The organism is Stenotrophomonas sp. GD04145, assembly GCF_029835135.1.
Taxonomy (GTDB): Bacteria; Pseudomonadota; Gammaproteobacteria; order Xanthomonadales; family Xanthomonadaceae; genus Stenotrophomonas; species Stenotrophomonas maltophilia_P.
In genome coordinates this window covers 26,064-49,988 of record NZ_JAODZG010000008.1, presented here as the reverse complement: position 1 = coordinate 49,988, position 23,925 = coordinate 26,064, and the positions used below count along the sequence as shown (strand labels likewise).

Sequence of the window (23,925 nt, the reverse complement as noted above, 5' to 3'; positions counted from 1 at the left end):
GGTTCCATGAGCACCCAGGTCCCGGGCTCCCAGCTGCGCTCCCTTGCTGGCCTGCTGGCCGGCACGGAGGCGGCCGGTACGCTGGCCGGATTCCATGGCGAGGACCAGGCGGCGCTGCTGGCCCGGCTGGATGACGGGCAACTGGCCAGCCTGCTGCCGATGGCCCTGGGGTGCGACGGGCTGCCGCCCACCGATAGCGCCCGCCAGTGGGCGCACCGCATTCTCGACGCCGACGCGCAGCGGCAGCCCCGTCTTACCGTTGCGATCTGCGCCGCTGCACTGCTGCGCTTGTCCCGGCGCAGCACCGGTACACGGTCGGGCGCGCTTCGTCCGGTCGACGGCGTGGCCCTGCTTGCGCGCTGCACCGAGCCCGGCCACGAGCGGCTGCAGGCGCCCGCGCTGGCATTGCTGCAGCACTGCGGCCTTCACGCCGTGGCAAGCGTCGAAGCCGGCAGCGATGCACTGTCGCTGCTGGCATTGGCGCGCTGTGCCGGTGCCGACGGCAGCGGAACGCTGGCCTCGCTGCTGGACGCCTGCAGCGCGCACCCGCTGCTGCGTGATGAGCTGCGCCTGGTGGCGCACTGGCCGTTGCAGGACCTGTTGCGCCATGCCCGCATCGCCGAGCTGTACCCCACCGAGGCCGACATCGATCCGGCACCCGCCGATCTGCAGCCACTGAGCGAACACGACACCTACCTGCAGTTCGCCGAGCACGCATTGCAGCAGGCAGCGCAGCGCCTGCAGGCGATCCACAGTGGCCAGGCGCCCTACATCGCTGACCGTGCCTTCAGCATCGCCGAAGCCGGTGTGCTCTGGCGTGCCACGCGCGCGGCACTGGAATGCGATGCGCCCTGGCTGCGGCCCTTGCTGGCGCAGGTGCTGCCACCGGTGTGCGTTGCCCCGACCGCCGCCCGGACCCTGCCCTCGCAATCGGTGGCTGTGGCGCTGGCCAAGGCGGTCACTGCGATGCCCACCCCCGAGGCCATCGCCGCGCTGGCGCTGGCGCGGTCGCAGGTGCGCCATGCCGGTATCGCGCGGAAGCTGGACCGCCATCTGGCCGCCGCCGAACGCCGCCTCGCACAGCGCCCGCAACTGCTGCTGCGCCTGCCGGTCATTGCCGCCGGCAGGCGCTCACTGGCCAGCCTGGCCCGTGCCCTGGAGGCCACGTTCGTGCTGGGCGGCGAGTGGGCACTGCAGGACTGGCGCGACGCGTGCCGGCAACCGGCATTGGCCACCCTGCTGCAGGGCCTGGTCTGGCAGCTCGCCGATGCGCGCGGGCACTGGATCGATGCGATGCCGGTGGACGGCGCAGAGGCGTTCGCCGATGCGCATGGCATCGTGGTCGCGTTGCAGGGCCGCAACCGCCTGCGCCTGTGGCATCCCGCCCGCAGCCAACCCCATCTGCGCGCCGCCTGGCGCGCGCGGCTGATCGAGCAGCGCTGCCGGCAACCGCTCCGCCAGGTGTTCCGCGAACACTACCTGGACGCCCGCGGCGAACCCGCCGATACCGCTGCATTCAATGGGCTGACGCTGACGGTGGCGGCGTTGGCCGGGCTGGCCCGTCGGCAAGGCTGGCACGGCGATGACAGCGGCCAGCTGATGTTGGCCAAAGGCCCGTGGCGGATCGGCTGGCAGCTGTCAGCACCGCTGTCGCATGGCCTTGCCGGTGAGATCCGCAGCGGCCGCGTCCAGTTCCAGCGGCAGCATCGCGACGCGTGGCAACCGGTGCAGGCGCGCGAGCTGCCCGCAGTGGTGGCGTCCGAACTGCTGCGCGAACTCGACCTGCTGGCCAGTACCTGCGCATGCGGTGGCGAGGGCATGCCACTGCCGCCGGCCCGCATGGTCCGCTTGCGCGGGCGAACCCTGGAGCATCTGCTGGCCGCTCATCCGCAGCGTGACCTGATGACCTTCCAGCGCCGCCATGTGCAGGTCGGCCACTACAGGCTGCACCTGGCCACCGCCCGCGCCAGCCTTGCCGGGCAGACGCTGGCCTTGCCGGACCTGCCGGCGCGGCCACGCCGCTGGCTGCCTTACGACGACGCCGTGCTGGCGCAGCTGCTGGGCCGCATCGAACAGCTCGCCGAACGGGTATTGACGCCCCCTGAAGCCCCGATCGATGAGACTGTCGGCTCCTGATGCGTGGAGGATCCGCGATGCGTTCCAGTCTCTGGTTGATGCTCGGTTGTACCCTGCCGCTGGCCGCCTGCAGCCATGCGGGCGGCAGTGCAGGCAGTGGCAGCAGCAGCGATCCTGCACCCCTGCCTCCGCATGTCGCAGGAAGCCCGCAGCGATGCAACCCGGAAAAGCTGGAGGGGCTGGCAGGCAGGACCGCCGACGAGGCCACGGTGAAGCAGGTGGTTCAAGCCAGTGGTGCACGCACGGCGCGGGTGGTGAAGCCCGGCATGGCGGTGACCATGGATTTCCGCGAGGACCGGGTCACCATCGAGGTCGACGCGCAGAACCGGATCGTGCGCGCCAACTGCGGTTGAGCCGCTGACGCCGGGCATGGCCCGGCGCTACCGCCGCTTCACAGCTGCTGGGCCTTGCCATTGGCCAGCGCACGGGCGATCACCTGCTGCGCCTGTCGCGAGGCCCGCTCGTGCAGGCGTGCCTGGCGTTCGCCGAGCGCGGCCTGCTGGCTGCCCAGCGCCGCCTGGCGGCTGGCCAGCGCGGCCTGCTCTCCGGCCAGCCGACCCATCTCGCTGCTCCGCCCCGACTGGCGTTCGTCATCACGAGCAGCCTGAAGGGCGCGCCGCGCTTCAGCGGCGGCCTGCCGCGCGAGCGCTGCATCGTCGACCGAGTCACGCGCGGCCCTGGCCGCTTCGGCCGCCGCTTCACGATTGATGTCATGGGCAGCCATCGCACTGCGCGCAGTGCGCATCGCATCCTGCGCGATCTGGCGTGCATGTTCGCTCTGCAACCGGCCGAGCTCGCCCTGCTGGCGACCCAGCACGCTCTGCTGGCGTCCCAGTTCGCCCTGCTGACGGCCCAGTTCCGCCGCGCCGGCATAGGCACGTTGCAGTGACTGCACCAGCATCGGATCACGCACCACGTAGCGCTTGTCACCCTGGCGGAACCACAGTGCCGGTCCCTTGCCGAGCTGCCTGCGGGCCTGCGCCACGTCATCGATGCCGCCATTGGCGAAGGTCGAATCCCCATCCACCAGCACATAGGCCTGGCGCGGCGACTCGCCCAGATCCAACGTCCCGTAGGTGGTGATGGAGGTGCCGGTAGAGGTCATGCCGTCATGGTCCTCGTCCACGTCGGTCCCATCGTCGAAGGCCCCCACATCGGCATCGTCGGGTCCGGTCACATCGTCCGGCCCGGTCACGTCAGCCGGCGGCGCGGGGGGAACCGGCACGGCCGGCAGGTGCGCCGACGCTGCCGGCGCCGGCGGTGCCTTCGGAGCCGGCGGCGGCGACAGGGGCTTCGGGGCCGCCGGCGGTGCGGGAGGCGCCGGCGGCACCGGCGCTGCGACCAGTCGCATGGGTGCCACACCCACCACCAGCACCACGGCCGTCAGGGCAACCGCGAGCACGCGCGGGCAGGCCTTGCGCGGCTGCAGCGAAAGCAGCCGGCGCTTGAGGCTGGTCGTGTCCGGCGCGGCACTGGCCACGCCCAGGTGCGGCTGCGGTGCAACGCCCAGCTGCAGCAGCAGACGCCCGTACGCGTGGCGACTGGCCCCATGCTGGCCCACCACCGCCTCATCCACCGCTTCTTCCCGGGCCTGGGCGTACTCACGCACCGACAGCCGCAGCAGCGGATGGAAGAAGAACAGGTGCTGCGCCAGTGCCGGCAACAATCCCCACTGCAGGTCACGGCGCTGCAGGTGCTGCAGTTCATGGGTCAATGCCAGGTCCAGCGCGTCGCCCTGCAGTGCAGTGGCGCCGGCCGGCAGCAGCAGCACCGGGCGCAGCGGCCCGACCAGCTGCGGCGCATCGATCTGTGCGCTCATCCACAGGCGCGGCGGGCGGCGAAGTCCATGCGCGTCGGCGGCCAGGTGCAGCGCCTGCACCAGCGCCGCGTCCTCGCAGGGATGCGCGGCGGCCAGCAGCGCGCGGCAACGCCGCCACTCCGCCAGGGTGCGCCAGGCCATCAGCAGCACACCGGAGGCCCACAGCGCGGCCAGTGCAAGCGCCCACCACGCTGTTGCGGGCGTCGCCACGACCTCTGCCGGCATCGTGGCCAGCAGCTGCGCGGAGCCTTCCGCAGACAGCGGATAGACCACATCGGCGGCGATATCGGTAGCGGTCATCGCCACCGACGGCGACGCGGGCAACCAGGGCAGCTGCACCGGCTGGCTCCACACCAGGCCGAGCACGGCCTGCAACGAAACCAGCCACCACAACCGGCAACGCGTAGCGGCCGACAGCGACGGCATCAGCCGGCACACGGCATACACCAGCGCCACCAGCAGCACGGTCTGCAGGCTGGTCCAGCCCAGCCGTTCCAGCATCGGGATCAGCATCGTGGTGTCCATGGCTCAGCCCTCGTGGCGACGCGATTGGAGCTGGGCGACCAGCGCTTCCAGCTCGGCCAGCTCGTTGTCGCTGACCTGCTGGCGCTGCGAAAGATAGGCCACGAACGGCGACACCGAGCCCTGCAGGGTGTTGTCGACGAACTGGGCCACCGCACCCTGCAGCACGCTGTCAGGGCCACGGGTGGCCTGGTAGCGGTACAGGCCTTCGTGCTGCCGTCGCTGCAGGTACCCCTTGGTGCGCAGCCGCTCCATCATCGTCAGCACGGTGGAACGGGCCAGCCCGCGCGCCTCGCCATAGCCGCTGGCGACCTCGCCGACACTGGCCGGCGCATGTTCATCGATGTACTGCAGCAGGGCCAGCTCCTGGTCCCCGATGGTTTTGCCGCGCATGACAGGCTCCCTTGACTACACGTGTCGTCACTGTCGGCGTGACGACACCTGTAGTCAACCCCCCGGAAGTCATGGGCCGACGAACGGTAGGGGGCAAGCGCAGCATCCCCGTCTCCTCTCCGTGCACGGCGTTTCCTGGCGCCCCCTTCCGCCGGGCGCGTGCATCCCGGTCGGGCAGGCCGATCCGATAGAGTTGGCCCTGGCGACGAGCCTTCTCTTCTCCATCTTCAGGAATCGCATGCATGCGTACTCCGGTTGGCCGCTGGCTGCGGCGGCCTTCAACAGCTTCCTTCCTTGCGGCGTGCCTGTCCGCCGCTCTGCCCGCGCATGCTGCAGACGCAGGCAATGCACTTTCCAGTGGCCGCGCACTGCTGGAGCGAATCACAGGCAACGAGGAGGGGCGTGAGTGCAGCGACGCACTGTGCCGCGCTCGCGCGCTGTCCTGGGCCCAGGGTTACATCGCGGCAGTCGCCGACAGCAGCGCCGGGCAATGGTGTGGACGAGCCACGGTCCTGCCCCATGAGCTTGTGGATCGCGTGTACAGCCACCTGAAGGCGCTTCCGCGCGTCCGCCTCGAGGAAGACGCATCGACGCTGACGCGGGAAGCGCTGGTTCACTCTTTCCCGTGTTCCCATGCGGCTCCATCGAGCAACAGCAGACCTGCCCAGGAGTGATGATGCCCCGATCCTTGATCAGTGCGTTCGCATTGCTTGTGCTGCACATTCCCGCCTCACATGCGTGGGAGTGCGAGACGGATCCTGCGAAGTTCAGTTTCACATCGGACTCGCCTTCCACGTTCAACCTGGGTGAGCGGGAGGAAGTGGACAGGGCCTACGCCGCCCTGGCCAAGCACCTGCAACCGCTGCAGGGCTATCGGGCACCGCGGATCTTCTATTCAAAGGGCTTCAGCGCGATCCGGGAACATGACTGCAAGGCCGGAAAGTGCACCGCCATGGAGGTGCTGGAAGGCCTCCAGGAATGCGGCGCAGGCGGAATGAGCAGGCAGGATGCCTGTTACCCGTTGGCAGTCGTGCATGAAGGCAGGCTCTATTGCCTTCTGTACCCTGGCCAGAAGGACTTCGATCCTTCCAGGCCGTTTACACCCTATGTGCCCTTCAACAATAGCTGATACGCGGGATCAGTCCCGCAGATCCTGCAGCTGATCGCGCGGGAAGAAGTCCGGATCATTCTGTCCATCCAGCATTGCCTCGACCCGTTCGTCGAACTCGCGGGCGGCGGCAGCGGAGGCGTCGGGCCCCAGGAATGCGGAGTGTCCGTTTCCCGCAAGCCCAAGCGCGGCGACCGTTCTCCGTTCGCCGTCCTCGCCCCACAGATAGTCGTGGACAACGACCAGGCCGGCATCGTCCGTGGCCAGGAACTCGGCTGCGCTGCGCCCCAGGGCCAGAAAGAACAGGATGTCGTAGAGACTCTCCGAATAGGTCAACGACCCGGCAACGAAGTGTCTTCCCTGGCGGTCATAGGACGCAATCCTGATGTTCTCCGCCTCTGCCGATCCCAGCACGAACTCCAGTGCCGCGCGGTTGTCCCGATGGCGCGCCAACATCGCGTTGCAGTCTGAAATGAGTGTCTGCAGACCCGAAGCATCCGGGTCGGAAAGATCCCCGCCTCCGGGAAGACTCCACTGCCCGCCGATGGAGCGCCAGTCCGACCAGCGGGACACGTCCGGCGGTGCTGCCGCAAGCCACCGCGCAAGATCTGCGCGTGACATGCTCAATCTGAGAAAAGCCGAGTACGGTTCGGACATCGCCGCCCTTCCTCCTGGGCATGGGTCTGCGTTGCGTGCAGCGGACAGACTGTAGCAAGTCCGGCAGCAGGCATCCTCCGTTCGCTGTCAGTATCGGCATCAACGCAGTCAGGGTGGACTGCCGGCCCCGCTGGAATGTCCTCCCTCCCGAAATTCGCAACGGCGGCATCTAAACCCTCCTGCTGCCTGCTGCATCCCATCCGCACATCCCGCCGGGAATAACCCATGTTCCGCCCATCGCTCCCCCTTCTGCTCCTGCTGCTTGCTGCTCTGCCCCTCTCGCCGGCGTCAGCCAGCCCGGAGCCGGCGAACGAACAGGCTCGCCGCCTGATCCGCCAGACATTGCAGGACGAGCGCATTCCGGGCCTGCAGATCGCAGTGGTCAAGGACGGCCAGATCGTGCTGTCCGAAGCGTTCGGCTTGGCCAACGTGGAAAACGGCGTGCCCGCCACACGCAGCACGCGATTCCCGTTGAACTCCGCCACCAAGGCCTTTACCGGCGTCGCCGCCGCACAGCTGGCACAGCAGGGCCGGCTGGATCTGGATGCACCGCTGTCGCGCTATCTGGATGCACTTCCGGCCGCCTGGCAGACCGTGCGCGTACGTCAGCTGCTGGCCCACACCTCCGGCCTGCCGGACATCCTTGACGAGCGCGGGCTGCTGGGCGGAGGCACCGAGGCACAGGCCTGGCAGGCCGTGACCGCACAGCCGATGGATGCAGCACCTGGCCAGCGTTTCGCCTACAACCAGACCAACTATCTGCTCCTGGCGCGGATCATCGCGCGGCAGTCGGGCATGCCCTACGACCGCTTCCTGGCCAGCCGGCAGTTCGGCGCCGCTGGCATGGAACGCACCACCTTCGGCGACAGTTACGACCTGATCCCCGACGCCGCCACGATGTACAGCCTGGCCCCGCGCGCGACCGAAGCCGCCGATACTCCGCCACGGCTGTCGCACTGGTTCTACGACGTGCCGCCCAGCCTGTGGTCCGGCGGCGGCATCCTTACCACCGCCGATGACACCGCGCGCTGGCTGGTCGCACTGCTGGACGGGCGACTGCTGCGCGAGGGCGGGCGCACACGGATGTGGACCGCCGAGCCGCTGGCCGATGGCAGGGCGGGCCCGTGGTCTGCCGGCTGGCCGGTACTGCAGGGTGCGCCGGACCGCCAGGTCGCCGGCATCGGTGGCGCGCGCTCGGCCTTCGTCGTCTACCCTGACCGCGGCATCGCCGTGGTGGTGCTCACCAACCTGGTCGGCTCCAACCCGCAGCGCTTCATTCCGCGCATCGCCGATCTGTATGCGCCCCCGGTCAGCCCCGCGGGCCGCCCATCACCGGCAGGATCACCCCGCTGATGTAGCTGGCACAGGCCGGTGACGCCAGAAACACATAGGCCGGAGACAGCTCCTCCGGCTGTGCCGGGCGCCCCATGTCACTGTCCTTGCCGAACTCGGCCACGTCGGGGGCCTGCTTGTCCGCAGGATTGAGCGGCGTCCACACCGGGCCGGGGGCCACGCAGTTGACCCGGATGCCACGCGGCAGCAGCTGGCTGGCCAAGGCTTTGGTGAAAGCGTGGATCGCTCCCTTGGTCGCCGAATAATCGATCAGCGCCTTGCTGCCGAAGAGGCCGGTTTCCGAGCCCGTGTTGATGATGCTGGCGCCCTCGCCCAGGTGTGGCAGCACGGCCCGTGCCATCTGCACGTAGCCGCCGATATTGGTCTGCAGCGTCTCCTGCAGATGCTCGTCCTCCAGGTCCTCCAGGCGCTCGCAGTGCAGCTGGAAGGCGGCGTTGTTGACCAGGATGTCGACGCCCCCGAAGGCCTTGGCGACCTGCTTCACCGCCTTGTTGCAGAAACGCGGATCGCGCACGTCGCCCGCAATCACCACGCAGCGTCCGCCCTCGCTCTCCACATGCTGGCGGGTGATCTCGGCATCCTCGGCCTCATCAAGGTGCAGCACCGCCACGTCCGCCCCCTCGCGCGCGAACAGGACAGCGACGGCGCGTCCGATCCCGGAATCGCCGCCGGTGACGATCGCGCGCATGCCCTGCAGCTTGCCGCTGCCGACGTAGTCCGGTGCCAGGAAGCGCGGGGCCAGGTCAAGTTCGTGCTCATGTCCCGGCTTGGCCAGGTGCTGGGCGGGCAGGGTCTCCGGCTGGCGTCGCGTGCCCGCCTGGGTTGCCTTCTTCCTGGTCGCCTTCTTCGCCGCACGCGCATCCTTGGCCTTTTCCTGGTCCTGCAGGCGTCGCTGCCGGGCCGCAACCCGGGCGGCACGTGGATCACCGGCGGCGGCCTTGCGGGTTGCCGTCTTCACCACGCGGGGGCGTTCTGCCGCTGCTGCGGTGCTGCCCTCGGCAGCCGCCTTCGTACCCTTGCGTACTTTGGGCGACGCCTTGCGGCGGGCGGGAACCTTCTTGCTCGTAGCCATGCGGTCTCCTTCAGGTGTGGGGAATCGGGTGGGTTCAGGCGCGATCGGCCACGCCCTGTACGCCGGCATGGCCAGCGCAGTGCGCACAGCAGAAGATCTGCCCGTTGCCTTCGACGCCGTGACCGATCACGGCGCAGTTGCAGTGCGCACAGCGTGGCGCGAAGGCGTGGATCGCGCATTCGAACGAGTCGAACGTGCCGCTGCGCCCGCCCTGCTGCAGGGTGAAACTCTTGTCGTAGTCGTTGCCGCATACATCACAGGTGGCCATGTCATACCTCCGTGGCGTGCCAGTACATGCAGTGTGGCCATCGCCGCTGTCGGCGACGGTGAATGCACCGTGTCCCGCATGTGCACGCCGTTCATGCCGCCACCACGCCGCGCGCGGCACGCTGGCGTCCTCATCACCATGGAGCAGGATCATGATCCGCGCATTCAGCGTAGCCGCACTGACCTTTGCCGTCGCCGCATGCAGCAGCACGCCAATCGCACAGGTTCAACCGATCGACGGCGTGATTTCCGGCCAGTGCCACAGCGACATGGTGCGCGGCGCCGTCGGCCTGGCAGCATCGGCGGCCACCGTTGAACGTGCACGCGTGGACAGCGACAGCCTGCACGTGCAGGTGCTGCGCCACGACGGTCCGCGTGTTCCGCCCGCCAGCGAAGGCGGTGATCGCCTGACCATCGAGAAGGGACGCACCAACAACATCACGGCGATCTACTGCGGCTGAGCCGGCGTGCCCGCCGCAGTACACGCAACGTGGCCTGTTCCCACTGGCGCGGGCCGCGCAGGCCCGCCAGCGCGGTGAGTTCGCCACGCTCCCAGCCGGCGAACACACAGGGATCGATGTATGCCCTGCGGCACACCGCAGGGGTGTTGCCCAGACGCGCGGCAACCTGGCAGACCACCTCGCGCTGTGCTGCGGCCAGTGCGCGCTGGCTGGCAGGCTCGGGCAGCGCGGTGGCAGCCAGTGCCTGCACCGCCGCCGCCGTGCCGCCCCAGGTACGGAAATCCTTGGCGGTGAAGTCCTCACCCATCACGTCGCGCAGGTACTCGTTCACTGCGCCGGAATCGACCGGCTGCACCTGGCCATCATCGTCGCGGTACTGGAACAACGACTGCCCCGGCAGCTGCTGCAACCGTCGCACCATCTGGCCCAGGCGGCGGTCGCCCACCGTCACCTCCTGCAGTTGGCCGGACTTGCCCCGGAACCGCATGCGTACCCGCCCGCCGCGAAGCAGCTCGAGGTGGCGGTTGCGCAGGGTGGTCAGCCCGAACGAGCGGTTCTCGCGGGCGTAGGTCTCGTTGCCGATCCGTACCAGCGTATCGGCCAGCAGCGCCACCACCACGGCCAGCACCTTGGTCCGCGGAAATCCGGACTGCCGCAGGTCGCGTGCCAGCCGCCGCCGCAGCGTGGGCAGTGCCTCGCCGAACGCAATGATCCGATCGAACTTGCCGGCATCGCGCACCTTCGCCCAGTCGGCGTGATAACGGTACTGCTTGCGGCCACGCGCATCGCGGCCGGTCGCCTGCAGGTGGCCGTTGGCATGCGCACAGATCCATACCGCGGTGTAAGCCGGGGGAATGGCCAATGCGCGGATACGCTGCAGCGTGGCCGCATCGCGCACTGCGTGGCCGTCAGCATCACGGTAACGGAAGCCTTTGCCTGCACGCAGCCGGGTGAAGCCCGGTTGGGTGTCATCAACGTAGCGCAGGCCGGCCGCGCGCGCCGCCGCGCGCTCGGGTGTGGGGGACGTGGGCATGCCAGCAGTGTGGCGATCGACATGACGCGGCCGCGTCAATAACGCAAGACAAACACGTGAGGATGGGTTCGCAGCTATGCTCCGGCTTTCACAGTCCCTTCCGGAGTCATGATGTCGTTCCCGATTCGCGCCCGTTCGCTCTCCGCCCTGCTGCTGCCGGCCGTGCTGGCCTTGTCCGCCTGCCAGGCGCCGGCGCTGGATGAACAGGATTCGGCCACGGCCCACGCCCAGCAGGCCGCCGAAGCCGCCAAGGCACCGGCCGATGAAGCCGGCAAGGCCACCGAGGCACCGCCGGTGGGCACCTGCGACGCCAGCCAGGTACAGAGCCTGGTCGGCCAGGCCTACACCGATGCGCTGGGCAAGCAGGCCCAGGAAGATGCCGGTGCTCAGCAGGTGCGCGTGCTGCACCCCGATGACGCGACCACGATGGAGTTCCTGGGCGACCGGCTGAACATCGAAGTGGACGCCAAGGACGTGGTCAGCGGCGTCCGCTGCGGCTGATCCCGGCCCGCGCCGGCGGATCACCGCCGGCGCTTTCCGTTGCACCTGCAACCGTGTATTGCGGCGTTGCAGCAACCTGTGCTTTATTCGAGGCATCCGGTGGCCTCACGATGCGCTCCAGGGATTGGGCGGGCTTGAGTGTCCCCGCTCATTTCATTCCGCATCGAGGTAGAGATGGCCCCCCGCAACCGCCAAGGGCTTTACGACCCGCGCTCCGAGCGCGATGCCTGTGGATTCGGCATGGTCGCGCAGCTCGACGACCAGCCGTCGCGCCTGCTGGTGGATACCGCCATCGCCGCGCTTTCGCGGATGACCCATCGCGGCGGCGTCGCCGCTGACGGGCTCACCGGTGATGGCTGCGGGCTGCTGCTGCGTCGCCCCGATGCATTCCTGAAACTGCTGGCCAGCGAAGCGGGCATCACCGTGGCCACCCGCTTCGCGGCGGGCCTGGTGTTCCTTCCGCACGACGCCGACGCCGCGCAGGCCTGCCGGACGCAGCTGCAGGTGCAGCTTGAAGCGGTAGGCTGCCGCGTGGCGGGCTGGCGCGAGGTTCCCATCGACGACAGTGTCTGCGGCCAGCTCGCGCGCGATACGCTGCCGCGCATCGAGCAGGTGTTCGTCGATGCCGGTGTCGGCCAGGACGGCACCGGCTTCGCCCTGGCGCTGTACCTCGCACGCCGTCGCAGCGAGCAGCAGCTGCGCGACCATGGCGATTTCTACGTCACCACGCTCACCCCGGATGCGATCAGCTACAAGGGCATGGTCCTGCCGGACAAGCTCAGCCGCTTCTATCCGGACCTGCAGCGGCGCGAGCTGGCCTCCAGCGCGATCGTGTTCCACCAGCGCTTCTCCACCAACACGCTGCCGCGCTGGCCGCTGGCACATCCGTTCCGCCTGCTCGCGCACAACGGCGAGATCAACACCATCGAGGGCAACCGTCGCTGGGCGCAGGCGCGCAGCAAGGTGTGGAAGACACCGCGCTTCGACATCGCCGAGTTCGATCCGGTGATCTCCATGCATGGCTCGGACTCGCAGAGCCTGGACAACATGCTGGAACTGATGGTCGCCGGCGGCATGGAATTGATCCAGGCGCTGCGCATCCTGGTGCCACCGGCGACGCAGTCGCTGGAGTTCAAGGATCCGGATCTGGCCGCGTTCTACGAGTTCCATGGCCTCAACAGCGAGCCCTGGGACGGCCCGGCCGGCATCGTCGCCTGCGACAGCCGCTATGCGGTGTGTACGCTGGACCGCAACGGCCTGCGCCCGGCGCGCTGGATGCTGACCGCCGACCGCCACTTCCTGGTCGCCTCCGAAGCGGGCGTGTGGGAAGTGCCGACCGAGCGCGTGGTACGCAAGGGCAAGCTCGGCCCCGGTGAAATGGTGGCCATCGATCTCAAGCGCGGCGACCTGCTCGATTCGGACGCGGTGGACCGCATCAACCGCGGCCGCGCACCGTACAAGCAGTGGCTGCAGCAGGGCGTGACCTACCTGCAGACCGAACTGATCGATCCTTCGCTGGTGGAGGAGCCCTTCGACGAGGGCACCCTGCGCAGTTACCACAAGCTGTACCAGCTCAGCAGCGAGGAGGTGGAGCAGGTGCTGCGGCCGCTGGCCGAGACCGAGCAGGAAGCCACCGGCTCGATGGGCGATGACACGCCGATGGCGGTACTGAGCCAGCGCAGCCGGCCGCTGTACGACTACTTCCGGCAGGCATTCGCGCAGGTCACCAATCCGCCGATCGATCCGCTGCGCGAAGACTGCGCCATGTCCCTGTCCACCCAGCTCGGCAAGGAGACCAACATCTTCCATGCCGGCCCGGAGACGGTGAACCACGTCATCCTCAACTCGCCGGTACTCAGCCAACGCAAGCTGCGCCAGCTGCTGAAGATGGACCAGTACCTGCAGGCCAACCGCCTGCTCGACCTGTCCTACAGCGAGGAAGAAGGGCTGCGCAACGGCATCGAGCGCATCTGTGCGGAGGCCGAACGCGCCGCACGCGAAGGCATGGTGATGCTGCTGCTGTCCGACCGCTATCCGGTGGCCGGGCGACCGATGGTGCACGCCCTGCTGGCCACCAGTGCGGTGCATCATCACCTCTCGCGGCTGGGGCTGCGCTGCGACGTCAACCTGATCGTCGAGACCGGCACTGCGCGCGACCCGCACCATATGGCCTGCCTGCTCGGCTTCGGGGCCACTGCGGTGTACCCGTATCTTGCCTACCAGACCCTGTTCGACCTCGGCCGGCGCGGCATCCTCAAGCTCAGCAAGGGCGGTGAGCAGTCGCAGATCGGCCGCCGCTACCGCAAGGGCGTCTACAAGGGCCTGTCGAAAATCATCTCGAAGATGGGCATCTGTACCGTGGCCAGCTACCGCGGCGCGCAGCTGTTCGAGATCATCGGCCTGGAGCCGGAAGTGGTCGCGCTGTGCTTCCCCGACACCGCCTCGCGCATCGGCGGCGCCGGCTTCGCGCGGCTGGATGCCGATGCGCGCGAACTGTGCGCGCAGGCCTGGGATGCACAGCAGGATGTCGATGTCGGCGGCCTGCTGAAGTACGTGCACGGCGGCGAGTACCACATGTACAACCCCGACGTGGTCACCACCCTGCAGCGCGCGGCGCGCAGTGGTGATGCCCGCGCCTGGCAGCAGTACTGCGATGCCGTGCATGCCCGGCCGCCATCGGCGTTGCGTGACCTGCTTCAGCTGGTGCCGGCGCCGGCACCCACGCCGCTGGACGAGGTGGCGCCGGCCAGCGAACTGTTCCCGCGCTTCGATACCGCTGCGATCAGCCTCGGCGCGCTGTCGCCGGAAGCACATGAGGCGCTGGCCATCGCGATGAACCGCCTCGGCGGCCGCAGCAATTCCGGCGAAGGTGGCGAAGACCCGGCCCGCTACGGCACCCCACGGCGCAGCAAGATCAAGCAGGTGGCGTCGGGTCGCTTCGGTGTCACCGCCGAGTATCTGGTCAATGCCGAGGTGCTGCAGATCAAGGTCGCGCAGGGCGCCAAGCCCGGCGAAGGCGGCCAGCTGCCGGGGCACAAGGTCAACGAGCTGATCGCCCGCCTGCGCTACGCGCGGCCGGGCATCGGCCTGATCTCGCCGCCACCGCACCACGACATCTATTCCATCGAGGACCTGGCGCAGCTCATCTACGATCTCAAGCAGGTCAACCCGACCGCGCTGGTATCGGTGAAGCTGGTCAGCCATGCCGGCGTCGGCACCATCGCCGCCGGCGTGGTCAAGGCCGGCGCGGACCTGATCACCATCTCCGGCCACGACGGCGGCACCGGTGCCTCGCCGGTCAGCTCGATCCGCTACGCCGGTGTGCCGTGGGAGCTGGGCGTGGCCGAAGCGCACCAGGCGCTGCTGGCCAACGACCTGCGCGGGCGCACCCTGCTGCAGACCGATGGTGGCCTGAAGACCGGCCTGGACGTGGTCAAGGCCGCGCTGCTGGGTGCGGACAGCTTCGGCTTCGGCACCGCGCCGATGATCGTGCTGGGCTGCAAGTACCTGCGCATCTGCCACCTCAACAACTGCGCCACCGGCGTGGCCACCCAGGACGAACGCCTGCGCGAGAACCACTTCACCGGCCAGCCCGAGCGCGTGGAGAATTTCTTCCGCCTGCTGGCCGAGGAAGTGCGTGGCTGGCTGTCGTACCTGGGCGCGCGTTCGCTGGAGGAGATCGTCGGCCGCACCGACCTGCTGCGGCAGATCGAGGCCGCACCGCGCGACGGCGTGCGCGTGGACCTGTCGCGCCTGCTGGCAGATGCGCGCTACGAAGGCAGCCACTGCGCGGCGCAGCGGCTGTACGAATCGCCGGACAGCCTGGCCACGCAGATGGATGGCCTGCTGGCGGACGCGATCGAACAGCGCAGGGGGGGCGAACATCGCTTCCTGATCCACAACACCGACCGCAGCATCGGCACCCGCCTGGCCGGCGCGGTGGCACGCGCGCACGGCAACCAGGGCATGGCCGACGCCCCCCTGGAGCTGCGCTTCCGTGGCAGCGCCGGACAGAGCTTCGGCGCCTTCAATGTCGGCGGCCTGCATCTGGAAGTGGAGGGCGAAGCCAACGACTACGTCGGCAAAGGCATGGCCGGCGGCCGCCTGGTGGTACGTCCGCCGCGCGGCGCGCGGTTCGAGGCGCGCAGCACTGCGATCATCGGCAACACCTGCCTGTATGGCGCCACCGGTGGCGAGCTGTTCGCCGCCGGACGTGCCGGCGAGCGCTTCGCCGTCCGCAATTCCGGTGCGCTCGCGGTCGTGGAAGGCGCCGGCGATCATTGCTGCGAGTACATGACCGACGGCGTGGTGCTGGTGCTGGGCAAGGTCGGCCTGAACTTCGGTGCCGGCTTCACCGGGGGGCTGGCCTACGTGCTGGATGTGGACCGCGACTTCGTGGACCGTTACAACCACGAGCTGATCGACATCCATCGCGTATCCGCCGAAGGCTTCGAGAACTACCGCCAGCACCTGCACCGCCTGATCGGCCGCCATCGCGAACTGACCGGCAGCATCTGGGCGCAGCAGATCCTGGACGAGTTCCGCGATTACATCGGCAAGTTCTGGCTGGTCAAACCGAAGGCCGCCAGCATCGAATCGCTGACCGAGACCCTTCGACGCGCGGCGTAAGCGCCTCCGGCGCGCCGCCCGCAACCGGCGCGCGCCTGCTCCCTCACCGCAGTAGTGCCGGCCTCTGGCCGGCCATCGAAATCACAGAGCCCGCCATGAGCCGCAAGCACGCCTTCCAGTTCCTCGATCTGCCCCGCACCATGCCGCAGCGCATTCCGGTTGAACTGCGCACCTCCGGCGACTGGGGCGAGCTGTACGGAAAGTTCGGCAAGGAGGATGCGCAGTACCAGGCCGGGCGCTGCCTGGACTGCGGCAACCCTTACTGCAGCTGGAAATGCCCGGTACACAACGCCATTCCACAGTGGCTGCAGCTGGTGCAGGAGAACCGCATCCACGAGGCCGCCACGCTGTGCCACAGCACCAATCCGCTGCCGGAAGTGTGCGGCCGGGTCTGCCCGCAGGATCGCCTGTGCGAAGGCAGCTGCACCCTGGAGGAATTCGGTGCGGTGACCATCGGTGCGGTGGAGAAGTACATCGTCGATACCGCACTCGCCAGTGGCTGGCGTCCGGACCTGGGTGCCGTGCAGCCCACCGGCCACAGCGTGGCGGTGATCGGTGCCGGTCCGGCGGGTCTGGCCTGTGCCGATCGCCTGGCCCGGGCCGGCATCACCGCCGTGGTGTACGACCGCTACGAGCAGATCGGCGGCCTGCTGCAGTTCGGCATCCCCAGCTTCAAGCTGGACAAGGACGTCATCCATCGTCGCCGCGAGGTGCTCGAAGGGATGGGCGTGCAGTTCCGCCTGGGCGTGGAGATCGGCCGCGACATCAGCGTGCAGCAGCTGCTGGACAGCCACGACGCGGTGTTCGTCGGCACCGGGGCCTACCGCTACACCGACGGCGGCCTGCCGGGCCAGGACCTGAAGGGGGTGCTGCCGGCCCTGCCGTTCCTGGTGCAGAACAGCCGCATCGTCGGCGGCGATGACCCGCAGGGTCGACCGATCGCCGGCTGGGAGGACCAGATCGCCCTGCCCGACCTCAACGGCAAGCGCGTGGTCGTGCTCGGCGGCGGCGACACCGGCATGGACTGCGTGCGCAGCGCGGTGCGGCTGGGCGCGGCCAAGGTCACCTGCGCGTACCGTCGCGACGAGGCCAACATGCCCGGCAGCGCGCGTGAAGTCGCCAATGCGCGCGAGGAAGGCGTGCGCTTCCTGTTCAACCGGCAGCCGCTGTCGATCGAGGCCGGCGCCGACGACGAAGCGATCGGCGTGACCGTGGTTGAAACCCGGTTGGGTGAGGCCGACGCCCAGGGACGCCGCAACGCGGTGCCGATCGAGGGCAGCGAGTCGCTGCTGGAGGCGGACGTGGTCATCATCGCCTTCGGTTTCGCGCCGAGCGTTCCGGCCTGGCTGGCCGAACACGGTGTGCAGGGCCAGGCGAACGGTCGCATCGTTGCCGGCGGCAAGGACCGGCTGCCCTTCCAGACCGCGCATCCGCGCCTGTTCGCCGGCGGTGATGCGGTACGCGGCGCCGACCTGGTGGTAACCGCTGTGGCTGAAGGCCGCGACGCCGCTGCCAGCATCGTCCGTCTACTGTCCAACTGAGCCGGGTTCCATTGCCGGCAGTACGTCGGCCAGCGTCGCGCGCAACCCCTGGGTGTCGACCGGCTTGGCCAGGAACCGGTCGATGCCGGCGGCACGACAGGCCTCGCGCGTGCTCTCCAGCACGCTGGCCGTCAGCGCGATGATCGGCACCCGTGCACGCGAAGGGCAGGGGTCTTCGCGGATCGCACGCGCCAGCGCGAACCCGTCCATGCCGGGCATGTGGCAATCGGTAACGACAACATCGAAGCCCTGCGCCCGCCATGCCGCCAGCGCCTGCAGGCCATCGGCGGTGGCGTGCACCTGCAGGCCCAGCTCGCGCAGCCGCTGCACCAGCAGTTGCAGGTTGGTCGGGTGGTCCTCGGCCACCAGCACCCGTGCCGCAGGCAGTCGCGCGACCACCTCGGCCATGGCCGGCACCGCCTCCAGTGGCGCCAGGCAGCTGGCGAACTCCAGGTCGAACCAGATGCGCGTGCCCTTGCCCGGCGAGCTTTGCAGCTGCAGCTCGCCGCCCATCGAGGCCACCAGGTCCCGGCAGATGGCCAGGCCCAGGCCGCTGCCGCCGAACCGGCGCCCCGTCGACGGCTCGGCCTGGATGTAATCGGCGAACACGGCCTGCTGCCGCTCGGGACTGATGCCTACGCCACTGTCGCTCACCTGCAGGCGCAGGCATTGTCCTGCCGCCTGCGTCCGCAGCACCCGCAGCCGCAGTTCCACACCTCCGTGCAGGGTGAACTTCAGTGCGTTGCCCACCAGGTTGAACAGGACCTGGCGCACGCGCAGGCCATCGGCCAGCAGCCACCGCTGCAGCGCAGGATCAAGCACGCACCGCAGGTGCAACGCACGGCTGGCCGCCATCGGTGCCAGCAGCTGCTGCACGGCCGTGGCCAGCGCACCCATGTCGGTGGCACGCAGCTGCAACGGCAGCGCCTGCAACCGATGACTGTCGAGCACATCATCGAGAATCTGCCGCAGCATCTGCGCGGCCACATCGACGGTGGACAGGACCTGCCGCTGGCACGGGTCCAGGGGGCTGTCCGCCAGGCATTCGAGCATGCCCAGCAGCGTGCTCATCGGTGTGCGGATCTGGTGGCTCATGGTGGCCAGGAAGTGCGTCTTCGCCGCTGCAGTCTCTTCGGCCTGATGGCGTGCCCCGGCCAGGGCACGGGTGCGTGCCTGCGCCTGGCTGACGTCCATCCAGTAGCCACTCCACTCGATGTCGTCGCTCTCGCCCGGCAACGGCCTGCCATGCGAACGGATCCAGCGCCAGCCATGGGGACCCAGCGTGCGGAAGGTGATGTCGATCGGCGCACGGGCCCGCGCTGCGGCTTCCAGATGATCCAGCACCGGCTTGCGATCGTCGACATGCACCGCCGCCATGAGCCGGCGATGGTCCAGCCGCACACTGTCCAGACTCATGCCGAACAGCGACTGCACGTCGCCGGCGACCAGCGGCAGGCTGTAGTCGCCCTCGCCGCTGCGGCGCGCCCGGTAGACCACCGCAGGCAGGTTGGCGGTCACTTCCTGCAGTCGCTGTTCCAGCGCGCGGCGCTGGCTGCTTTCGCGATGCAGCCTCCAGTAGCCGAAGGCATACACCAGGATCAGCGCCAGCGCGACCAGCAGCACCGGCACCAGCCAGCGCAGCGGCGACCGTGCGGGCGGCGCGCGTGCTCCGCTGGGCGCCCACGTCGCACGGAGCGCGTCGCGCTGCGCGTCGTCCAGTTCCTGCAGCACGGTGTCGAAGGCGGCGACGGTGGCCGCACAGGCCGGCGCAGCCGCCAGCACCCAGGCATCATCGAAGCCGGCCGGCGCGGCGATCACCAGGGCATCGCTGCCGGGCCTGCGCAATGCGGCTTCCACTTCGGCCAACGTGGCAACTACCGCGTCGACCTGGCCGATGGCCAGCAGCTGCAGCGCATGATCGAGCGCGTCGACCTGCAGCAGCCATGCGCCCGGCGCCTGCTCACGCAGGTGGGCCGCCAGTGGCACCGTGTCGAGGCTGGCGACGCGGCGGCCGCGCAGACCGCCCAGTCCCTGCAGTGGCGTGTCGTTGCGACGGCGCACGATCACCTGTGACAGCTGCAGGTAGGGCCTGCTCACGACCCAGCCGTCGGGCACCTGCTCGCGCGGCCATCCCAGCACGGCCTGGGTACCGGCCGGCAGCGCCCCGACCGCGCCGGCCGCGGCGGGAAGCGGATGTGGACGCAGCGCGATCTGCTCGCCCAGCCGCCGCAGGTAGTCGGCAACCAGGCCGCCGGGCTGGCCCTGCGCGCTGAAGGACAGTGGCGGGCGGTCACTGGGCCAGGCCACGACCAGGGGCATGTCGCACCCGTCGGCACGCGTGATCATGGGCCACAGCAACAGGGCAGGCAGCACGATGCGGGATCGCAGCCACGGGCAGGAGCGTGCAATGGATGCGGCCGCAGGGCCGGCGGCATTCACGATGGGCATCCTCGAATCGCAGGCGGAGACGACGGCCGCGCAGCGGTACCGCTCTGCCTGCCACGCTAGCGACGCACCGCACAGCAACAATGAGGAAAGTTGCAAAGCGCGCAGAATTGGCCATTCGCGACATAAACTGCCGCTTCTACCAGCCCACGGAGCGTTCGATGCGTATCGGCCTGGCCGCCAACCGGCTCCACCACCAGGATGCGCGCGCCGCCCTGTTCCGCTGGCTGCGTGCCTGCGAACCGGGCCTGCGCGAACTGGGCATAACGCTGCACGCTGTCGGCCGCACCCATGATGCGATCGGGCGCCACGGCTTCCTCGACGGCTATGCCGGCCTCCATCGCTATCCCTACGGCCGCGAGGGCGGGCTGATGAAGCTGGTCGCCGAGGTGGTCGGCATGGGCCCGCAGCGCACGCTCGACGGTGCCATCTATCTGATCGATCCGGTCGATCCGTCCTCGGTGTTTCCCGAAGCGACCGCGCTCAAGCGGCAGTGCGTGATCCACGGCAAACCTTTCATTTCCACGGTAGCCACCGCACGCGACTGGATCGAGGTGGAGCGCGTGCACGCCGGCCTGCAGGCCGACGCCGGTGCCGACGATCTGCACGCCTTCGGTACCCAGACCCTGGCACTGATCGCGCATGATGCGATGAAGCCGGCGATGCTCGCCTTCGCCGACGAGCACTTCGACGTGCTGGCACGCTTCGGCGAGCGGGTGGCGACCGGGACCACCGGTCAGCGCCTCAACGAGCTGGCATGGAGCCGCGGCTGGCCCAGCGACACGCCCTGGGTGACGCGCTACCAGAGCGGACCGATGGGGGGCGATGCGCAGATCGCCGACCGCGTGCTGGAGGGCCGTTGCCAGCGCGCCATCTTCTTCGAGGACCCGCACGTGGCACGCCAGCACGAGGCAGACATCCAGCTGCTGGAACGCGCGGTGACCACGGTGACCGACCAGGCGGTGTGCATCACGGCTCCGGTGGTGGCGGCGCGCTGGGCGACGGCTGCCGCCCGGCGCGCTGGGTCACAGCGCTGACCACCTGCGCAGCTGCGCCGGGCGCGCATCGATCGGCATGACCGCCGCACCCGTGGGAGAGGGTGCCGGGCCGCGGCGGCCATGCACGGGTGTCAGGCGGCCATGTCCAATACCACGCGCCCGTCGATGGTGCCCGCGCGCATGCGGGCAAACACCTCGTTGATGTTTTCCAGGCGGTCGGTGCTGACCGTGGCCGCGACCTTGCCCTCGGCGGCGAACTGCAGCGACTCCTGCAGATCCAGCCGCGTGCCGACGATCGAACCGCGCACCGTCACGCCATTGAGGACCATGCCGAAGATGTCCAGTGGGAAGTTGCCCGGTGGCAGTCCGTTGAGCGAGACCGTGCCGCCCCGCCGGACCATGCCCAGCGCCTGCTCGAAGGCCTTGGGCGATACCGCGGTGACCAGCGCTCCGTGCGCGCCGCCGATCTCCTTCTTCAGAAATGCTGCCGGATCGGTCGTGCGCGCGTTGACCGTGACCTGTGCGCCCAGCCGCCGCGCCAGTGCGAGCTTGCTGTCCTCCACGTCGATGGCAGCCACGTTCAGGCCCATCGCACGCGCGTACTGAACCGCCATGTGGCCCAGGCCACCGATGCCGGAGATCGCCACCCAGTCACCGGGCTTCGTGTCCGTCACCTTCAGGCCCTTGTAGACCGTCACGCCGGCGCACAGCACCGGCGCGATCTCGACGAAGCCCACCTCCTTCGGAAGCAGGCCGACATAGTTGGCATCGGCCAGTGCGAACTCGGCGAAGCCGCCGTTGACCGAGTAGCCGGTGTTGCGCTGCGTCTCGCACAGCGTTTCCCAGCCGCCCAGGCAGTGTTCGCAATGGCCACACGCCGAGTACAACCAGGGGATGCCGACCCTGTCGCCTTCCTTGACATGCCCGACCCCGCCGCCCACGGCCACGATGTGCCCCACGCCCTCGTGGCCGGGGATGAACGGCGGGTCCGGTTTCACCGGCCAGTCGCCCTCGGCGGCGTGCAGGTCGGTGTGGCAGACACCGCAGGCTTCGATCCTGACCAGCACCTCGCCCGCCCCCGGGCGTGGTACCGGAACTTCCTCGATGACCAGTGGGCTGCCGAACTCGCGAACGACAGCGGCCTTCATGGTTCTGTTCATGGGTTTTCCTCCGTCGTGCGCTTGCAGACAGAGTGACGCCGGCACGAGGCCGGCGCTTTGATCCCGATCAAATCCTGGAAGATTGCCTGCCGGTTCAGCCCGCCAGCACGGACGCCTCGCGTGCCAGGCGTTCGATCGCGCCCCAGTCGCGGGTCTGCAGCAAGGCCGCCGTGGTCAGCCATGAACCGCCCACGCACAGCACGTTCGGCAGGTGCAGGAACTGCGCCGCGGTCTGGGCACTGATGCCACCGGTCGGGCAGAAGCGCACGTCGGCGAAGGGGCCGTGCCAGGCCGCCAGCAGTGCCGCGCCGCCGGCCTGCACCGCGGGGAAGAACTTGAAGGTATCCAGGCCATGCTCGAGGCCAAGGATCAGCTCGGACCCCGTGGCCACGCCCGGCAGATACGGCAGGTCGGCATCGCGCGCGGCCGCGTACAGCGTCGGCGTTGCGCCCGGCGACACCGCGAAGCGCGCACCTGCGGCCCTGGCCGCCTCCATCTGCGCGGGCGTCAGCACCGTTCCGGCCCCCACCACCGCGTCGGGTACGGCCTCGACCATGGCCCGGATGGCATCCATCGCACGGGGTGTGCGCAGGGTGACCTCGATCACCGGCAGACCGCCCCGGAACAGCGCCTGCGCCACCTGCACGGCATCGTCGACATCATCGGGGGTGAACACCGGAATCACCGGTGCCAGTTTCAGTACCGCGCGAACGCGCGGATCATCGCCGGACATCGAATCGCTCCTCGCCCATCTGGGCCAGCACGTCAGCTTCGCTGACAGGATTGAAATCGCCGGGGATGGAATGCTTCAGTCCGCCGGCAGCCAGGCCGAAACGCACGGTGGCGTCGGCATCGAAGCCTGACAGGATGCCATGCAGGATGCCTGCCGCGAAGGCATCGCCGCCGCCGATGCGATCGATGATGCCGGTCAGCTGCCGCACGGGCGCCTGCGCACGCACGCCCTCGCGGCCCAGCAGCAGGGCGCCCAGCGCATGATGGTCCACGCTCAGCGCCTGCCGTTGCGTGCATGCCAGCCATTGCAGCCGCGGGAACGCGGCGAATGCCGCCGCTGCGGCAGCGTCCACGCGCTCCACGGCGCCGGCCTGGGTAAAGCGCTGGCCCAGGATCACTTCGATATCGCGGTAGTCGGCGAACACGATGTCAGCCTGGTCGAACAGGGCATGCAGGATCGCCTGCGCGTCGCCGCCCCAGCGCTGCCACAGCGTGGGCCGGAAATTGCCGTCGAAGGAAACGCGCACGCCACTGGCACGCGCGGCGCATGCCGCCGCCAGCGTCGCCTCGGCCACCTGCGGCCCCAGCGCAGGGCTGACGCCGGACAGGTGCAGCCAGTCCGCGCCCTGCAGCAGCGCCGGCCAGTCATGATCGGCTGCAGTGCTGTGCGCGAAGGCTGAATCGGCCCGGTCGTACACCACCTCGCTGGCACGTTGCACCGCGCCGGTGGTGAGGAAGTACAGGCCCATGCGACCGTCCGCCACCTCGCGCACCGCCCGCGTATCGACGCCATGGCGGCGCAGTTCACCCAGTGCGTGCGCCCCCAGGGCATTGCCGGGCACCGTGCTGACCATGGCCACGTCATGTCCGAATCGGGACAGCGAGACACCCACGTTTGCTTCCGCCCCGCCCACGTGCACCTGCAGCTGCGGCGACTGCAGCAGCAGCTCGCGACCGGGCGCGCCGAGCCGCAGCAGCAGTTCCCCGAAACATACGATACGCCCCATCTCCACTCCTCCCCGCTTGCCGCCAGCATGTGAAACTGCACGGCGTGAATGTGTACCACGCGTCGGCGCGGCGTTTGGCCATCGGTGTCAT

20 protein-coding genes are annotated in these 23,925 nt (G+C 69.2%); 10 read left to right on the top strand and 10 right to left on the bottom strand.

The annotated features are described in order from the left end of the window. Positions 1-6: 6 nt before the first annotated feature. Complete coding sequence (locus N7367_RS06595; RefSeq protein WP_279942019.1) at positions 7-2,136, top strand: DUF4132 domain-containing protein; 2,130 nt, start codon at positions 7-9, stop codon at positions 2,134-2,136. Positions 2,137-2,153: 17 nt separating this feature from the next. After that, a complete protein-coding gene (locus N7367_RS06590) occupies positions 2,154-2,489 on the top strand; it encodes an I78 family peptidase inhibitor (protein WP_253118371.1) in 336 nt (111 codons plus the stop codon). Positions 2,490-2,527: 38 nt separating this feature from the next. On the opposite strand, the gene N7367_RS06585 is transcribed toward N7367_RS06590, so the two are convergent. Beyond that, a complete protein-coding gene (locus tag N7367_RS06585; RefSeq protein ID WP_279942017.1) occupies positions 2,528-4,480 on the bottom strand; it encodes a M56 family metallopeptidase in 1,953 nt (650 codons plus the stop codon). A gap of 3 nt (positions 4,481-4,483) precedes the next feature. Next, positions 4,484-4,870, bottom strand: coding sequence for a BlaI/MecI/CopY family transcriptional regulator (locus N7367_RS06580; protein ID WP_053515971.1), 387 nt, complete (start codon positions 4,868-4,870; stop codon positions 4,484-4,486). A 242-nt stretch (positions 4,871-5,112) separates the two neighbouring features. On the opposite strand from N7367_RS06580, the gene N7367_RS06575 reads away from it, so the two are divergent. Continuing rightward, a complete protein-coding gene (locus tag N7367_RS06575) occupies positions 5,113-5,544 on the top strand; it encodes a Rap1a/Tai family immunity protein (protein ID WP_279942015.1) in 432 nt (143 codons plus the stop codon). A 14-nt stretch (positions 5,545-5,558) separates the two neighbouring features. Continuing rightward, positions 5,559-5,999, top strand: a complete 441-nt coding sequence (locus N7367_RS06570) for a hypothetical protein (RefSeq protein WP_155760129.1) — start codon at positions 5,559-5,561, stop codon at positions 5,997-5,999. 9 nt (positions 6,000-6,008) lie between these two features. Here N7367_RS06570 and N7367_RS06565 read toward each other — a convergent pair whose 3' ends face one another. Beyond that, positions 6,009-6,635 carry a hypothetical protein gene (locus N7367_RS06565; protein ID WP_279942014.1) on the bottom strand — a complete coding sequence of 209 codons (627 nt, stop codon included), beginning with the start codon at positions 6,633-6,635 and terminating at the stop codon, positions 6,009-6,011. Positions 6,636-6,890: 255 nt separating this feature from the next. On the opposite strand from N7367_RS06565, the gene N7367_RS06560 reads away from it, so the two are divergent. Further along, positions 6,891-7,988 (top strand): serine hydrolase, encoded by a 1,098-nt coding sequence (locus tag N7367_RS06560; protein WP_279942051.1) that lies wholly within the window; start codon positions 6,891-6,893, stop codon positions 7,986-7,988. On the opposite strand, the gene N7367_RS06555 is transcribed toward N7367_RS06560, so the two are convergent. Together N7367_RS06555 and N7367_RS19370 are read right to left on the bottom strand one after the other, a co-directional pair. Beyond that, complete coding sequence (locus N7367_RS06555; protein ID WP_065174111.1) at positions 7,945-9,060, bottom strand: SDR family oxidoreductase; 1,116 nt, start codon at positions 9,058-9,060, stop codon at positions 7,945-7,947. The two genes, N7367_RS06560 and N7367_RS06555, sit on opposite strands and share 44 nt — an antisense overlap. A gap of 34 nt (positions 9,061-9,094) precedes the next feature. Then, positions 9,095-9,328, bottom strand: coding sequence for a hypothetical protein (locus tag N7367_RS19370; RefSeq protein WP_065174491.1), 234 nt, complete (start codon positions 9,326-9,328; stop codon positions 9,095-9,097). Between the two features lie 151 nt (positions 9,329-9,479). On the opposite strand from N7367_RS19370, the gene N7367_RS06545 reads away from it, so the two are divergent. Continuing rightward, a complete protein-coding gene (locus N7367_RS06545) occupies positions 9,480-9,788 on the top strand; it encodes a hypothetical protein (RefSeq protein ID WP_128987665.1) in 309 nt (102 codons plus the stop codon). On the opposite strand, the gene N7367_RS06540 is transcribed toward N7367_RS06545, so the two are convergent. Beyond that, positions 9,766-10,821: a DNA topoisomerase IB gene (locus N7367_RS06540; RefSeq protein WP_263176706.1), complete on the bottom strand. Its 1,056-nt coding sequence runs from the start codon at positions 10,819-10,821 to the stop codon at positions 9,766-9,768. The genes N7367_RS06545 and N7367_RS06540 overlap by 23 nt on opposite strands. A gap of 111 nt (positions 10,822-10,932) precedes the next feature. On the opposite strand from N7367_RS06540, the gene N7367_RS06535 reads away from it, so the two are divergent. The 3 genes from N7367_RS06535 (at position 10,933) to N7367_RS06525 (ending at position 17,492) form a co-directional block, all read left to right on the top strand. Further along, the gene (locus N7367_RS06535) at positions 10,933-11,322 is read left to right on the top strand and encodes an I78 family peptidase inhibitor (protein WP_279942011.1); all 390 of its coding nucleotides are present in this window, start codon (positions 10,933-10,935) and stop codon (positions 11,320-11,322) included. A 174-nt stretch (positions 11,323-11,496) separates the two neighbouring features. After that, a complete protein-coding gene (gene gltB, locus N7367_RS06530) occupies positions 11,497-15,951 on the top strand; it encodes a glutamate synthase large subunit (protein ID WP_065174109.1) in 4,455 nt (1,484 codons plus the stop codon). 95 nt (positions 15,952-16,046) lie between these two features. Further along, the gene (locus tag N7367_RS06525; protein WP_065182099.1) at positions 16,047-17,492 is read left to right on the top strand and encodes an FAD-dependent oxidoreductase; all 1,446 of its coding nucleotides are present in this window, start codon (positions 16,047-16,049) and stop codon (positions 17,490-17,492) included. Here the strand turns inward: N7367_RS06525 and N7367_RS06520 are convergent. Beyond that, entirely contained in the window at positions 17,478-19,838 is a 2,361-nt protein-coding gene (locus tag N7367_RS06520; RefSeq protein ID WP_258391212.1) for an ATP-binding protein, read from the bottom strand. The two genes, N7367_RS06525 and N7367_RS06520, sit on opposite strands and share 15 nt — an antisense overlap. A 260-nt stretch (positions 19,839-20,098) precedes the next feature. Between N7367_RS06520 and N7367_RS06515 the strand changes: the two genes are divergently transcribed. Continuing rightward, positions 20,099-20,974, top strand: coding sequence for a methylglyoxal synthase (locus tag N7367_RS06515; RefSeq protein ID WP_065174107.1), 876 nt, complete (start codon positions 20,099-20,101; stop codon positions 20,972-20,974). 92 nt (positions 20,975-21,066) lie between these two features. Here N7367_RS06515 and adhP read toward each other — a convergent pair whose 3' ends face one another. From adhP to N7367_RS06500, 3 genes are all read right to left on the bottom strand, one after another. Continuing rightward, on the bottom strand, positions 21,067-22,095 hold the full coding sequence (adhP, locus tag N7367_RS06510; RefSeq protein WP_053515992.1) for an alcohol dehydrogenase AdhP: 1,029 nt from the start codon (positions 22,093-22,095) through the stop codon (positions 21,067-21,069). A gap of 94 nt (positions 22,096-22,189) precedes the next feature. Further along, positions 22,190-22,828 (bottom strand): bifunctional 4-hydroxy-2-oxoglutarate aldolase/2-dehydro-3-deoxy-phosphogluconate aldolase, encoded by a 639-nt coding sequence (eda, locus tag N7367_RS06505; protein WP_279942009.1) that lies wholly within the window; start codon positions 22,826-22,828, stop codon positions 22,190-22,192. After that, a complete protein-coding gene (locus tag N7367_RS06500) occupies positions 22,815-23,840 on the bottom strand; it encodes a sugar kinase (RefSeq protein WP_279942008.1) in 1,026 nt (341 codons plus the stop codon). Before N7367_RS06500 ends, eda begins: the two co-directional genes overlap by 14 nt. Positions 23,841-23,925: the final 85 nt, after the last annotated feature.